Source organism: Mesorhizobium sp. P2_C4 (assembly GCF_056404575.1).
Window position 1 is genome coordinate 705465 of record NZ_JBFUDT010000004.1, and the last position, 14644, is coordinate 720108.

Sequence of the window (14644 nt, forward strand, 5' to 3'; positions counted from 1 at the left end):
GCATCGGAAGAGCAGCCGCCCCAAGGGATACCGAGGGACAGAAGGAAGCAGCTCTCGGGAGCCAGAACAGGGGACTAAAATGGCACGTTTTGAAATGCTTGAAGCCGGCTTCGGCGCCATGGGGGCAACTGCCCAGGCCGACATTCTTTTCGAACTGGGCATGATGTATGCGACCGGCCGCGATTGCGAGACCGACGTCGTCGCCGCCCACAAATGGTTCAACATCGCCGCCATCAAGGGCTCGGCCCGCGCCGCGGAACTGCGCTCGGAACTGTCGGCCGCCATGTCGAAGGTCGAGATCGCCAGGGCGCTGCGCGAAGCCCGCGAATGGATGACCATGCACTGAATTTCTGGGTCCCCTCCTCCAAGGGGACTGGGATCGGGGGCAGGAACACTTAGGGTCAAGGCCGCGAGAAGACGGCGGCCCACCAGGGACAAGGCCGCGATAAGACGGCCGCGCTATCAAGACCAAGAACGAGGCAGGCCTCATACAGCCAAGCCGCGCTACGGACAGGGAAGCGATCGGGTTTCGGGCGCGGGGGCGTTCGCTCGATGGTCAAAAGCCGCGACCGGCCGGAACAAGGCTGGCGCGGCTTTTGACTTTCCAGGCCGTTACAAATCCCGGAGCATGGCCCAGGCGTTTCATTGCAGGCCCAATCGAGCGCCGCCGATGCGCCAAGACATATCCGGTGAAGGATGAAATTGTCCCGCCTTCTGAAAGAAGCGCGGCCGGAACGGCTGCGCGAGAGTGGGAGGATCACCATGAAAAAATTGAGTATTTTGAACGCGGCCATAGTCGGCCTGATGATGAGCACACCGGTTGCCTTCGCCGACGACATCACCGTTTCGGTGGTCGGTCCGATGACCGGTCAGCTGGCCACCATCGGCGACCAGTTCAAGCAAGGCGCGCAAGCCGCCGTCGACGCGATCAACGCCGCCGGCGGTGTCGAAGGCCGGCAGATCAAGCTCGACGTCCAGGACGACCAGTGCGATCCCAAGCAGGCGGTGTCGGTGGCCAACCGCATTGTCGCCAACGGCACGAAGTTCATCGACGGTCACGCTTGCTCCGGCTCGAGCATTCCGGCTTCCGCCGTCTATGCCGAAGCCGGCGCGCTGATGATGAGCCCGGCCTCTTCCAACCCGGTGCTGACCGATGCAGCGGCGAAAGCCGGCTGGCCGACGATCATGCGCCTCTATACGCGCGACGATGCGCAGGGCGCTTTCATCGGTCCGTGGATCGCCAAGAAATATGCCGGCAAGAACGTCGTCATCCTGCATGACAAGAGCGCCTACGGCCAGGGCGTGGCCGATGCCGTCAAGGCAACGATGAATGCCGGTGGCCTCAACGAGGTTCTCTACGAAGGCATCAATGCCGGCGACAAGGACTATTCGGCTCTTGTCACCAAGCTGAAGGACCTGAAGGCCGATGTCGTCTATTTCGGCGGCTATCATCCGGAAGCCGGCCTGATCCTGCGCCAGTCGGCGGAGCAGAGCGTCAAGTTCCAGCTGATCATGCCGGACTCGATCGCCTCGCCGGAATTCTGGCAGGTTGCCGGCCCGGCCGGTGAAGGCACGCTGTTCGTCTTCCCGTCGGATCCGCAGGCCAAGCCCGAAGCCAAGGAAGCCATTGCCAAGATCAAGGCCGGCGGCTTCGTGCCGGAGGGCTTCACCCTGTTCTCCTATGCCGTGGTCCAGGCCTTCGCCGAGGGCATCAAGCGTGCCGGCAGCGACGACCCGGCAAAGGTCGCCGAAGCGCTGAAGAACGGCACGCCGATCAGCACCGTCGTCGGCTCGGTCACCTTCGACGAGAAGGGCGACTTGAAGAACGCCAGCTACGACATCAACCAGTGGCACGACGGCAAATACGCGCCGATCCAGCCCTGATAGAAGCCGTTGCCTGAAACGCCGCGCGTCCTCTCGGGCGCGCGGCGTTTTGCTGTGCGGAGGTAATGCATGTCGCCCAAAAGTGTGCAGCGGTTTTGGGACAACGACATGCATAAAAACAAAGGCTTAAAGCGCGTCGACGCGCTTTAGTAAGTCACGGTCACAACGACGGTGTCGGTGTAGAGGCCGGCCGAGGGTGTCGTTTGCGCGGGAACACGGCCGTAGACGGTCAGGTTCTGCGCTGCACCGTTGCCGGTTCCCGCAACCGTGCTGCCGGGCGTCGCTGCGTCGCCCCATATCTGGCTGCGCGCGTTATCCTTATAGAGGCCGTAGGTTATGGTTTCCGCCCCCTTTTTCATCTTGCGCGCGGCTGGGGCCGAACCGTTCGCTCCGTTGTTCAGCGACACCGTATAGGGCGTGCCTGGGGTGCAGGTGATGGTAACCCCGCCGGTCGCATCGACATCGGCGCCCAGAATGCCGGTCGATCCGAAATCGATGTTCTGGATTGCCAGCAGACAATTGGCCGGCACGGTCGCGTTGATCGTGAATGTGGGGCTGTCGACGGAGCCTGCGCTGGTGCTGCAATCGTTGCTGAGGACGCTGGCTCGATAGCGGAACTCGACGTGGGGGATTCCCGAAAATGTTGAGAGATAGGTCCCCGGCACCGCGGTCGCCTGGCCGCCCAATACCGTGCCATAGATGGTCCGGCTGGCGGAACCGCTGCCGAGCGCGTTCAGCACCAGCGCAAAGCCCGGCACCGTCGGCGCAGACGGCCACGCATAGGAGCCCCACACCACCGACGAGGTTGGGGGATCCGAATAAAGCTGGTAATCGAGATTGTTGGCCCCGCTCAGCATATGACGTGTCGCACCCGTCGCGCCGCCGCTGCCCGTCCCCAGATTTGGACAGATGAGGATGCGGGTCAACAATAATCCAGTGCAGGATACGTTGAGTGTGGCCGTTGAATTGTTTGGCGAACCGGAAAGTGTGTCGACCGAGCCGAAATTCATCGCCGATACGCCAAAGTTGCAGGTTTGAGCCCAGGCAACGGTGGGCAAGAGCAAGATGGCCAACAGCATAGCGAAACGGCGCATTGTTCGTCCTTGCCTCAAAAACAGATAACGTCCTTGATGACCACCTGTTGGCCGGGTGCTGCTTGATAGGCGAATTCGGCTCGACATGAGGCGCCATCCGGCAATTCAATGGCCACGACGTTTTGTCCGTGAAGGGTACGGATGTAGGCCTCGCCGTCATAGCCGATCACAAATTCCTCGTCGGCGCCCTCGACACGACCCTTGGCGCCGACGGCGATCGGCATGCCTTTGCTGTCGACCAGGGAGACGAGTGCCGCATCGGCGGCTTTTGAAACTCCGAAATCAAGCACGACGCCGCTGCGATCGGCCGGCATCACGACCTTGCGTGTCTCCGGCACGTCGGCATCGACCGGCAGGTTCCTTGGGTCGATGGAAATGGTGTTGTCTTCGTAGGAGTTCAGATCGGGAACCAGGATCCTTCCCTGCCGGTTGCTGACGCCAACCGGCCTGTTCTGGCGCTGGACTTCCACGCCGGCGACACCGACATCGACAACCGCGAACGCGTCGTTGATGTGGTTGGTGGCAAAAACGCCGCCGCCGGCGACGGCGATTGCCCCGTCGACCCCCAGGGTTCCGCGCAGGCTCTTGTCGAATTGCTGGATACCGGCCTCCGCGCGCGCCCATGGCGAACGGTAGCTGACGGCGGCCGAGCGGTTGGGCGTGCCGCCCTCGGAGGTCCGCGCACGCCAGCCGATGCTGCCGTTTTCCAGCCGTTCGGACTTGGCGATATCGGCGACCACCGACACGCCATCGGGACCGTCGGCGACCCCGGTCGAGGCGGTGACATCGCCGCCGAGCGGCACGGAGATGCCCGCAAACACGCCAAAGCTGTTTTTGTCGTCAAGGTCGGTGAAGGCGGTGGCATAGAAGCTGCTGTCCTTGATCACCGTCTGGCTGTAGGAAACGCCGACGATCTGGCTGCTGTCTCCCTCGGCGCCCTTAATGTGCGCGTAGGAGAGGTTGAGGTTTGAAAAATCAAGCGGCATCGGCACGCTCAGTGTCACCTGGTCGAGCGCGCGGGGAACACCGGCGCTGAAGATCGGGAACTCCGGGTCTGGTGTCGGGTCGGCGGTGACCGAGGCAATGTCCGCATAGTCACCGAACGCGCGCTGGATGCGGCCATAGAGCGACCATCCACTATAGCTCAGTTCAAGCGAGGCGTTGACGAGCCCGCCCGTCTGGCCGTCGTGACGGCTGCCTGCCGCGGCAATCGAGGCTGCGCCGAAATAGCTGAGCGGAAACGCTACGCCGGCGCCGCCATTCACAAGATCCTCGCCGCCTTCGACATGGCCTTCCAGGGTCAGCCAGTTGGTCAGCCCATAGCGCGCGCTTGCCGAACCATAGACGCCACCGTCATAGTCATTGGATTCGACACCGAAATTGCGCCGCGGAGTGCCGACCTCGGCGGAGAAATCGAGCAGGCCCCGCCGCAGAAGCATGCTGGAATTGTAGAACGGCAGCGTCACTGTGGTTTCGCGGCCGAGGCTGTCGCGCAGGACGATCTGGGCTTGGCCAGATCCGGTGAAGATTGGCAGGTTCGTCACCTGGAACGGCCCGGCCGGGACATCGCTGCTATAGGTCCGCACATTCTGTGTGTAGACCTCGAGCGTGGAGGGGACGGCAGCGGTTCCCGAGAAGCTCGGAAGCGGCAAGGTGACCAGGTCGGAACGCAAGGAAAAATTGCGCTGCACCTGAAAGCCGCCGAGATACACGGGCCTTGTCCACGCCAGCCCGCCCGAGACGAAGTCACCCGCTTTGTAGGTCAGCAGCCGCTCGGGGTCGGAATAGCTCCAGGTCGTGTTCAGCCGGGTGAAGCCGGCAAGATCGCCATCGGACAGGCTGGCGATAAAGCCCTGGCTCAACGTTCCGTAAGGGCTGAAAAGCCTCGCATCGAAACCGCCCGAGATGCCGCGAAAGAGCTGCGAGGTACGGTCCTTGAGGTCGTTGGTGCTGGCGAACAAGGAGTAGTTCAGCACGCCTCCAAAGCCGGATTGCGGCTTGAGCCTGTCCTGCTTTCGCTGTTGGCCAATGTCGATGATGCGGGCAGAGCGTGCCGCATCGGTGGCCGTCACATAGAGACGTTGCGTTGCTTCATCGATACGAAAGGAGACGTCCGGGAGCCGGTCGACCCGCACCAGATGATCGGCACCCATCGCACTTTCGACCGGTTCCAGTCCAACCTGTCGCAATTCGTCCGGCGTGGAAGCCAGGCCACCGTCCGGAAGTTGCTTGAAAGCGCCGATCAACCCGGTCGAGACATCGTTGACGAAGACTTCCAGATAGAGATCGCGGCCCTCGGCTGAAGCTGTCGCGGCGTCCGCTAGCGCGGGCGCCGGCGACACATTTTGGGCTTTGACCTGCATGGTGGAAAATGCGGCCACGACAATGGTGATTGCGATCCTATTGGCCTTTGATCGCAACTTTGGCATCGAAGGGTCCAAAATCGCTCTGGGCTGACAGCGAAACCGCTCCCCCTGAAAGCGCCTTCCCCGCGATCGGCCATTGCATGGTCGCACCGCCAAGCACGTAGCCGACAAGACCGATGCGGCTGCCGAGCTTCCGGCCACCTTGCGTCAGCGTCAAATCGGACAACCTCAAGCGGCTCTGGCCGGTGTTTCTCGCCGTCAACAGCAGCCCGCGGCCCTTGCCCGAAAGGCTCCAGGAAACATTTGGCGCAGCAGCCTCGGCATTGCGAAAGAACACCGGAACCGAATAGCGCAGCACCAGACTGACGGTGCCCGCCTTCTTCCGCGACGGATCGGGCAGTTCGTCGATGATCACCCGATAGCTTTCCTCGCTGGCAACGGGTGCTTTCGATACCCTTACAACCCGCACCAGATAGTTGGCGCCGGGGCCAAGCTTGGTAGCCGGGGGGCTGGCAACGACATCGCTGGTCGGCTCGAGCCGTTCGATGCCATCCTGTTGCGTCCAGCGGAACACTCTCATCTGGACGTTGATGGGCTGTTTCGCCTCATTGCGCAGGGTCAGGGCTGCCGCGCTGTCCGGCGCGATCAGCTCGATATTGGTCGGCGCCACCCGAAGCGACGCTGCCTGCGCCAGACCAGGCGCGAGGAGCAAAAGCGCGATCGCGCCAATGCCTTTGAGCATGGAACGCATAGCGTCCTCCTTGTTTGACAGCACACAAGTCTGACAGAACGCTAGTAGGTGACAGTGATCGCAACCGAGTCGGTGTAGACACCTGCGCCAGGCGTTGTTTGCGGCGGCACCCGCCCATAGACCGTCAACGGTTGCAGGGCGCCATTGCCGGTGCCGGATACCGTATCGGTGCCGATGGTCGTGCCCCATACCTGGGTTCGCCCCACGTCGCGATAAAGCGAGTAATTGATGACCGCGGACGCCGGGCCGGTCATCTTGCGGACGGCGAGCGTCGCTCCGGAGCCGCCTCCGACGCCCAGGCCGACATTGTAGGGCGTGCTGTTGGTGCATTGCACTGAAATGGTGCTGGTCTGGTCGACATTGGCGTCAATCACACCTGTCGAGCCGAAATCCATATCGGTCGCGGTCTGAACCTTGCATTCCGCCAGGATGGTGATCCGGACCGTCATGCTGCCGGTAGCCGTCGCTCCCTGCGCCGGCCCGAACCACAGCAACGGCAATGCGGCAATCAAGGCGAGCGCTTTGGCTGAACTCTTCATGGGTTCTCCCTCGTAAGGATGCGTAAGGAAATCCGCCTGATTCCGTTAACGCTAAGCCCTTGTTTGCAGTTACCAAATAATGAATAGAGCATAAAGTATTAACAATTCTAAAGCAAACGTCGGGGCAACGCACAAGAGGAAGACGTTTTGTAAAAATTATACGCAATTTTGCTGTGATAAGATCGCGAAAATATCCGCAGCATCCACAATATCGATATTAACCACTAGGGTTGTTTTTTATATCTTATCGACGGATGATCGCCATCTTGTCGTGATCTTCTCATTTGGCTTGGTGCATCCAATGTGTCGTGAAATGCCGCGCCAAAGCCTTCCCTGTCCAACGCATGATCGGCGGACCAAAGGTCCGCGCAGCGAAAGTGGAAGCCGGTTTTCGAAAAAAGATCGCGCTCAAACGCTGAGACCGAACCCATCCCGCATCGGGAGGGAACAGGTTCTAAGCCTTCGGTTCTTCGGCAAAACGCACCAGCACCGTGCTGTCGGTGACTTGCGCGCCCTCCGTGGCGATCTCGGCGATCACTCCGTCATGGCTGGCGGAAATCGTGTGCTCCATCTTCATCGCTTCAAGGATCAGCAGCGGCTGTCCCTTGGTAACGGCATCGCCCTTTGCCACACGCACCATCTTGACCAGGCCAGGCATCGGCGCGCGCAGGCTGCCGGAACTGGCAGCCGCCTCGTCGGTTCGCGCCAGCGGATCGGGCACGGTGAAACTGTAGCCGACCGCACCTTCGAACACGGTGACGTGGCCGGGCCAGCGGGCGAGGCGAGGGGCGGCGCGGAGCTCATGCGAATTGACGCTTTCATAGGGCGCATCCAGCGCCACCTCGAAGCGTCCGTCCGGCCGCACCGAAACCTTTGCCACGATATCGTCCTCGCCGAATTTCAGCCGCGTGCGCCGCGCTATCACGTGGAAATGCGCATAGCCGGCAAGCGACGACCACGGATCGTCGGACGGCGCCTGCTCGCCCGCGCCGGAGGCGGCAAGCGCGGCAGCCGCAATGGTCTCGGCCGTTGGCGCAATGGCGGTCAACGCCTGCTGATGCCTGCCGATCAGGCCGGTATCGACATCGCCGGCGGAAAAATCCGCGTCGGCTGCAAGCGCCGCAAGAAAGGCGGTGTTGACGGTCGAGCCGGCGATCTCGGTCTGCGCCAACGCAGTGCCTAGGGCGTCGAGAGCGGCCTGCCTGTCCTTTGCGTGGACGACCAGCTTGGCGATCATCGGATCGTAGAAGGGTGAGATGGCATCGCCGGCCCGCACGCCGGTTTCGATGCGCATCGTGGCGCCTTCGGGTGCGGTGTCGGGAAATTTCAGATGGTGCAGCGTGCCCGTCGCCGGCAAAAAACCCTTTGCCGCGTCCTCGGCATAGATGCGCGCCTCGAAGGCGTGGCCAGAGAGCGCTATCTCGCTCTGCGTTTTCGGCAGCCTTTCGCCGGCGGCCACGCGCAGCTGCCACTCGACCAGGTCGGTGCCAGTGACCATTTCGGTGACGGGGTGTTCGACCTGCAGGCGAGTGTTCATTTCCATGAACCAGAAGCGATCCGCCTTCAGCCCTTGCGAAGCATCGACGATGAACTCGATGGTGCCGGCGCCGGAATAGTTGATCGCCTTGGCGGCCTTGACCGCCGCGTCTGTCATCGCCTTGCGCAAGGCCGGCGTCATACCAGGCGCCGGCGCTTCCTCGATCACCTTCTGGTGGCGGCGCTGCGCCGAGCAGTCGCGCTCGAAAAGATGCACGGCATTGCCGAAATTGTCGCCGAACACCTGCACCTCGATGTGGCGCGGCTTGTCGACATACTTCTCGACCAGCACGCGGTCGTCGCCGAAGGCGGCCTTGGCTTCGCGCCGCGCCCCCGACAGTGCTTCGGAAAAATCGTCGGGATGGTCGACCCGCCGCATGCCCTTGCCGCCGCCGCCGGCGCGCGCCTTGATCAATACAGGATAGCCGATCTCGCGCGCCTTGGAGGCGAGCAGCACGATCTCCTGCGCCTCGCCATGATAGCCCGGCACCACCGGCACGCCGGCCTTCTCCATCAGCCGCTTGGCCGCATCCTTCAGCCCCATGGCGCGGATCGATGCCGCCGACGGACCAATGAAGATCAGCTCCGCTGCAACCACCTGGTCGACGAAGTCAGGATTTTCCGAGAGAAAGCCGTAGCCGGGATGGATGGCCTCGGCGCCGGTTGCTTTTGCCGCCGCTATGATCTTGTCGCCGCGCAGATAGCTTTCGCCGACCGGCGCGGCGCCGATATGCACGGCTTCGTCGGCCATTGCGACATGCAGCGCCCTGGCGTCGGCGTCGGAATAAACGGCGACGGTGCGCACGCCCATCTTGCGCGCCGTGCGGATCACCCGGCAGGCGATCTCACCGCGATTGGCGATCAGGATCTTGGCGAACATGGATGCTCCCGGAGCAGAGAATGGGCGCTGTCCAGCCCGCCTATCCGTGCAAGCGTTCTCATCGCCGCACCCTGCGATGCTGCCCGGCCGTTGTCAAAGCGTCGGGAAGGAAGGTGCCCTACTTGGAAGCGGCGACTTCGCAACCCGCCCCTGTGATGACCTTGTAGTGGCTGCGGGCGGCCTCGCAGGATTTCATCGCCCGTTCTTCGGCAGCCTTCTGTGACGGTGCATTCAAGCCCGAGCCGCAGATGATGTATAACGAACGGATCCGGGCATAGGGGGTGGTCGCATAGGCCGAGTGGCCGCTGGCCGCCACATAGGCATTGTAAGCCCTGGTGCACTGGTCTTTCGAGTTTTTCGGCAAATACGGATAAAAGTGGGTATCGCCCTTGCTTCCCGCCAGCGACGCCGCGGCGCCAACGCCGGGTACCGCGAATATAAGAAAGCCTGCAAGTATCGACGCAGTCGTTTTCCCCGAATATTTCGGTCTCATCTTTACCCCATCCCCGTTGCCCAATGCGGGATGAGCAATAGCGTCTATTCTTCGGCGCCGCCAGCCTGCTCACCGAAAATTGCTTTTGCACAGGTGGATGAACCATCTTCTCCATTCAGACTAGGCTCCACCAAGAACAGCAACGGCCTGTCGGTATAGTTCAGCTGTTTGCTCGTCGAAGCAGCAGAAAATGACTGTTTCCGGCGTTGTGTTCTGTCCGACGAAGGTACTCGCGATGCCAACGGCAATCTGCGTCGCCTCATTCTTCGGATAGCGGTAGATGCCGGTCGAAATCGCCGGAAAGGCGACCGTCCGGCAATCTTTGGCAACTGCGATTTCAAGCGACCTGATATAGCAGGAGGCGAGCAGTTCTGCTTCGCCTTTGCCGCCGCCTTGCCAGACCGGCCCGACCGTGTGGATGATGTAGCGTGCCGGCAGCCTGTAGCCCTTGGTGAGTTTTGCTTCGCCGACCTTGCAGCCATTCAGCATCCGGCATTCGAATTCAAGCTCTGGGCCGGCCGCCCGGTGAATGGCGCCGTCGACGCCGCCGCCGCCCAGCAGCGAGGAATTGGCGGCATTGACGATGGCATCGACCGAGAGCTTGGTGATGTCGCCGGTGTGAATGCGAATCCGGTCGCCGATCTCGCTCATCTCACATCCTGAACACGCCGAAGCGTGTTTCCTCGATTTCAGCATTGAGCGCGGCCGACAGGCTGAGCGCCAGCACCTCGCGCGTCCGCGCCGGATCGACGATGCCGTCATCCCACAGGCGTGCCGAGGAATAGAGCGGGTGGCCCTCGTGTTCGTATTTCATCAGGATCGGCTTCTTGAACTTTGCTTCCTCTTCTGACGACCATTCACCGCCCTTGCGCTCGATGCCTTCGCGCTTGACCACCGCCAGCACCGTCGCCGCCTGTTCGCCGCCCATCACAGAAATGCGCGCGTTCGGCCACATCCACAGGAAACGTGGCGAATAGGCGCGTCCGCACATGCCGTAATTGCCGGCGCCGAACGAGCCGCCGATGATCATCGTCACCTTCGGCACCCTGGCGGTGGCAACCGCCATCACCAGCTTGGCGCCGTCCTTGGCGATGCCGCCGGCCTCGTATTTTCGCCCGACCATGAAGCCGGTGATGTTCTGCAGGAAAACCAGCGGAATCTTGCGCTGACAGCATAGTTCGATGAAATGCGCGCCCTTCAGTGCGCTTTCCGAAAACAGCACGCCATTGTTGGCGATGATGCCGACCGGCATGCCTTGCAGATGGGCAAAGCCGGTGACCAGCGTGGTGCCGTAATTCTGCTTGAACTCGTCGAACTCGGAGCCGTCGACGACGCGGGCGATCACCTCGCGCACGTCATAGGGCTGGCGCAGGTCCGTCGGCACGATGCCGTAAAGCTCCTGTGGATCATGAAGCGGCGGAGCCGGTTGCCGTAAAGCCAGGCTTACGGACTTGCGCCGGTTGAGGTTCCTGACGATGCGGCGCGCGATCGCCAGCGCATGCTCGTCGTCCAGTGCATAATGGTCGGCGACGCCGGACAGCCTGGTGTGCACGTCGGCGCCTCCCAGATCCTCGGCGCTGACATCCTCACCCGTCGCCGCTTTCACCAGCGGTGGGCCGCCAAGGAAGATGGTCGCCTGGTTGCGCACCATGATCGTCTCGTCCGACATCGCCGGCACATAGGCGCCGCCCGCCGTGCACGAACCCATGACGCAGGCGATCTGCGGAATGCCCGCCGCCGACATGTTGGCCTGGTTGTAGAAGATGCGGCCGAAATGCTCGCGGTCGGGAAACACCTCGTCCTGGTTGGGCAGATTGGCGCCACCACTGTCGACCAGATAGACGCAAGGCAGATTGTTCTGCAGCGCGATCTCCTGCGCCCGCAAATGCTTCTTCACGGTCAGTGGATAATAGGTGCCGCCCTTCACCGTGGCGTCGTTGACGACGACCATGACTTCGGTGCCTTCGACGCGGCCGACTCCAGCGATGAGGCCGGCCGCGGCGATGTCCTCACCATACATCGACCACGCCGCGAACTGGCCGATCTCGAGGAAGGGCGAGCCGGTGTCGAGCAGTTGGGCGAGGCGCTCGCGCGGCAACAGCTTGCCACGGGAAACATGGCGCTCGCGCGCCTCGTCTGAGCCGCCGCGCTCGACGGTGGCAGCCTTCTCCGCAAAGTCGGCGACCAGCGCCCGCATGCGCTCGGCATTGGCGCGGAAGGTGTCGGAGGCGGGGGAAATCTGGGTTTGCAGTGTGGCCACGTTGTTCCTCACACCTCTTGATGCCGCTGGGGAACCAGTGTAACAGCCCGCGCCTGGATGCTGCGTACCAAGCGTGGCCTCTTTTGTGACACTCCTCGGAGGCAACGATGAAAAGCATGAATATGCATTTCACAAGCTGTCTCCCTTCGGCCATGGGCTAGCGCCGCCGGAGGGCGGCTTTCCACATTCCGAATTTGAGCGAGAGGAACGCGGTGCGAGCAAGCACCGCGAGTGTCGTCATGTATGTGCGGTTTGTTACGCCGTTGATCCATCCCGACAGCCGGGTGGAGACGGGCTTCTTTCATGCGGCCTGGTACCTGCACGATACCGGCTGCCCGGACTGGATCCACGATGAATTGGGAGACCAGTTCGACCGGTTCAACCGGCATCTGCCGCTCCCAGGCCGTGTTGGCCGGCATTTCAAGCGCCGCAACCCGATCTGGGGCATCTGCTGGTTCCATCCGGACGCTCGGGAAGCGATCAGCCGCGCGCGCTATTGCGCTTGGTTGATCGAGGAAGGTGGCTTGCCGGTGAGGTCGATCACCTCGGAGTGCCCGCGCGAAATTCTGTGGCGCGATGCGCACCAGATCGTCGCCAAGCCCACGCACCAACTGCCGAGGGCATTTGCCTGAGATGGCGGAGGGGGTCATCACGCCCCCTCCGCCATGATCTCGCGCCCGATCAGCCAGCGGCGGATTTCGCTGGTGCCGGCGCCGATCTCGTAGAGCTTGGCGTCGCGCAACAGCCGGCCGGTGGGATAGTCGTTGATGTAGCCATTGCCGCCCAGCAGTTGCAGCGCGTCGAGCGCCATCTGCGTCGCTTTCTCGGCTGCAAACAGCACACAGCCGGCGGCATCCTTGCGCGTGGTCTGGCCTCGGTCGCAGGCCGCGGCGACCGCATAGACATAGGCCCGCGCGGCGTTCATCACCGTGTACATGTCGGCCAGCTTGCCCTGCACCAGCTGGAACTCGCCGATCGGTTGGCCGAACTGCTTGCGCTCGTGCACGTAAGGGATCGCCACATCGAGGCAGGCCGCCATCAACCCGATCGGACCGCCGGCCAGCACCGTGCGCTCATAGTCGAGCCCCGACATCAGCACCTCGACACCGCGCCCTTCCTCATGCAGCACATTGTCGAACGGCACCTCGACATTCTCGAAAACCAGCTCGCCTGTGTTGGAGCCGCGCATGCCGAGCTTGTCGAGCTTTTGCGCCACGGAAAAGCCGGCAAAAGCTTTTTCGATGATGAAGGCGGTGATCCCACGCGAATGGCGTTCCGGGTCGGTCTTGGCGTAGACGACCAGTGTCTCGGCGTCGGGCCCGTTGGTGATCCACATCTTGGTGCCGTTCAGCACATATCGATCATTGCGCTTTTCGGCGCGCAGCTTGAGCGACACCACGTCGGAGCCGGCACCGGATTCCGACATCGCCAGCGCACCGACCTTCTCGCCAGAGCACAGAGCAGGGAGATACTTCTCCTTCTGCGCCGGCGTTGCCCAGCGGTTGATCTGGTTGACGCACAGGTTCGAATGGGCGCCGTAGGACAGGCCGACCGAGGCCGAGGCGCGCGAAATTTCTTCGACCGCGATCACATGGGCGAGATAACCCATGCCGGTGCCGCCGAAATCCGGATCGGCGGTGATGCCGAGCAGGCCAAGCGCGCCGAGTTCCGCCCACAAATGCGCCGGGAATTCGTTCGAGCGGTCGATCTCGGCAGCAATAGGCGCGATTCTCTCCTGGGCGAAGCGGCGCACCAGGTCTCGCAGCGCCTCGATGTCTTCGTCATGCCCGAAGCTGAGCGTGTTCGTGTACATGCGGTTCCTCCCCGGTCATTGTTGCTCCCACCAGACGCATTGTCATCGAAAGATATGTCGCCGTCACTTCCGCGATCGACAGCCGCTCGCCCGGCCGGAACCAGACGATGACGCCCGTCATCATCTGGATCAGCGCCATGGCGGTCAGTCCGGTGTCGTCGATGTTGAAGGCACCTATCTCTGCGCCGTCGCGCAATATGGCGCGCAATTCCTTTTCATAGGTCGTGCGCATCCGCAGGATTTGCGTCAGCCGGTCATGCGACAGGCTGCGCAATTCCATGTTCGAGACATGGGTGGAATGGCGGCGCCCGATATGGAAGGCGATGTGGTTCTCGACATAGGCGGCAAGCCGCGCTGTCGGATCGGCCGTGTCGGGCCGTGCCGCATCCCACGCCTCGCTCAGCCCTTCCATGTGTTCACGCATCAGCGTGAACAAAAGGTCTTCCTTGGTGGGAAAATAGCGGTAGAGCGCTGCCGCCTGCACGCCGACCTCGGCGGCGAGCTGGCGCATCGACATCGCCTCATAGCCGAAGCGCGCGATCAGGCTGACCGCCGCCTCGCGGACGGCCGCTTCGGTCTTTTCGCCATCGGAACCGGTGGTGCGCGCCATGATCGCCTCGCGAGAAGGCGCTATAATAAAACGAACGTTCAATTAATTCAAGAGGCGACCAATCCGTCCATACCTATGCGACAATCCGGAAACCAACAGGTGCGCTCCAGCCCTCGAGTTCCTCGACATCGATCCGCGAAACCGAGGCATCCGGCGGGCCCTTTCGCAGACGTTCGATCATTGTCGAGACCGCCGCCTCGTCGCCGGCAAGCCATGCCGTGACCGAGCCGTCCCTTTCGTTGCGCACCCAGCCGGCAAGGCCCAGCTCCGTCGCCTCGCCTCGCACCCAGATCCTGTAGCCGACACCCTGCACCTTGCCGTGTACGCGCGCCTGCACTGCCCTTTGCTGGTCATCCATCGGACCCTCCCGACATATTCTCGTTTCGAGTCTGACGCCTGATCCAATGAATGCAACAGG

General features: G+C 62.3%; 14 protein-coding genes. 3 read left to right on the forward strand and 11 right to left on the reverse strand.

The window, feature by feature from the left end:
- Positions 1 to 79 precede the first annotated feature (79 nt).
- The gene (locus AC1DX6_RS19725) at positions 80 to 346 is read left to right on the forward strand and encodes an SEL1-like repeat protein (protein WP_115145099.1); all 267 of its coding nucleotides are present in this window, start codon (positions 80 to 82) and stop codon (positions 344 to 346) included.
- Positions 347 to 762: 416 nt separating this feature from the next.
- The gene (locus tag AC1DX6_RS19730) at positions 763 to 1884 is read left to right on the forward strand and encodes a branched-chain amino acid ABC transporter substrate-binding protein (protein ID WP_477316302.1); all 1122 of its coding nucleotides are present in this window, start codon (positions 763 to 765) and stop codon (positions 1882 to 1884) included.
- A 146-nt stretch (positions 1885 to 2030) separates the two neighbouring features.
- Here the strand turns inward: AC1DX6_RS19730 and AC1DX6_RS19735 are convergent, their stop codons facing one another.
- From AC1DX6_RS19735 to AC1DX6_RS19770, 8 genes are all read right to left on the reverse strand, one after another.
- Entirely contained in the window at positions 2031 to 2978 is a 948-nt protein-coding gene (locus tag AC1DX6_RS19735) for a Csu type fimbrial protein (protein ID WP_477316304.1), read from the reverse strand.
- A gap of 14 nt (positions 2979 to 2992) precedes the next feature.
- Positions 2993 to 5407, reverse strand: a complete 2415-nt coding sequence (locus AC1DX6_RS19740) for a fimbria/pilus outer membrane usher protein (RefSeq protein ID WP_477316306.1) — start codon at positions 5405 to 5407, stop codon at positions 2993 to 2995.
- A complete protein-coding gene (locus tag AC1DX6_RS19745; RefSeq protein ID WP_477316308.1) occupies positions 5379 to 6095 on the reverse strand; it encodes a fimbrial biogenesis chaperone in 717 nt (238 codons plus the stop codon). The genes AC1DX6_RS19740 and AC1DX6_RS19745 overlap by 29 nt, the downstream gene beginning before the upstream one ends.
- A 41-nt stretch (positions 6096 to 6136) precedes the next feature.
- Complete coding sequence (locus tag AC1DX6_RS19750) at positions 6137 to 6634, reverse strand: Csu type fimbrial protein (RefSeq protein ID WP_477316310.1); 498 nt, start codon at positions 6632 to 6634, stop codon at positions 6137 to 6139.
- Positions 6635 to 7088: 454 nt separating this feature from the next.
- Positions 7089 to 9050 (reverse strand): acetyl/propionyl/methylcrotonyl-CoA carboxylase subunit alpha, encoded by a 1962-nt coding sequence (locus AC1DX6_RS19755; protein WP_477316312.1) that lies wholly within the window; start codon positions 9048 to 9050, stop codon positions 7089 to 7091.
- A gap of 118 nt (positions 9051 to 9168) precedes the next feature.
- A complete protein-coding gene (locus tag AC1DX6_RS19760) occupies positions 9169 to 9543 on the reverse strand; it encodes a hypothetical protein (RefSeq protein ID WP_477316314.1) in 375 nt (124 codons plus the stop codon).
- Between the two features lie 120 nt (positions 9544 to 9663).
- Positions 9664 to 10194, reverse strand: coding sequence for an O-acetyl-ADP-ribose deacetylase (locus tag AC1DX6_RS19765; RefSeq protein ID WP_477316316.1), 531 nt, complete (start codon positions 10192 to 10194; stop codon positions 9664 to 9666).
- Between the two features lies 1 nt (position 10195).
- Positions 10196 to 11803, reverse strand: a complete 1608-nt coding sequence (locus AC1DX6_RS19770; RefSeq protein WP_477316318.1) for a carboxyl transferase domain-containing protein — start codon at positions 11801 to 11803, stop codon at positions 10196 to 10198.
- Between the two features lie 263 nt (positions 11804 to 12066).
- Here AC1DX6_RS19770 and AC1DX6_RS19775 point away from each other — a divergent pair, with 263 nt between their 5' ends.
- A complete protein-coding gene (locus tag AC1DX6_RS19775) occupies positions 12067 to 12435 on the forward strand; it encodes a hypothetical protein (protein ID WP_477316320.1) in 369 nt (122 codons plus the stop codon).
- Positions 12436 to 12452: 17 nt separating this feature from the next.
- Here the strand turns inward: AC1DX6_RS19775 and AC1DX6_RS19780 are convergent, their stop codons facing one another.
- From AC1DX6_RS19780 to AC1DX6_RS19790, 3 genes are all read right to left on the reverse strand, one after another.
- A complete protein-coding gene (locus AC1DX6_RS19780) occupies positions 12453 to 13616 on the reverse strand; it encodes an isovaleryl-CoA dehydrogenase (RefSeq protein WP_477316322.1) in 1164 nt (387 codons plus the stop codon).
- A complete protein-coding gene (locus AC1DX6_RS19785) occupies positions 13585 to 14226 on the reverse strand; it encodes a TetR/AcrR family transcriptional regulator (RefSeq protein WP_477316324.1) in 642 nt (213 codons plus the stop codon). Before AC1DX6_RS19785 ends, AC1DX6_RS19780 begins: the two co-directional genes overlap by 32 nt.
- 73 nt (positions 14227 to 14299) lie before the next feature.
- Positions 14300 to 14584, reverse strand: a complete 285-nt coding sequence (locus AC1DX6_RS19790) for an acylphosphatase (RefSeq protein ID WP_477316326.1) — start codon at positions 14582 to 14584, stop codon at positions 14300 to 14302.
- Positions 14585 to 14644: the final 60 nt, after the last annotated feature.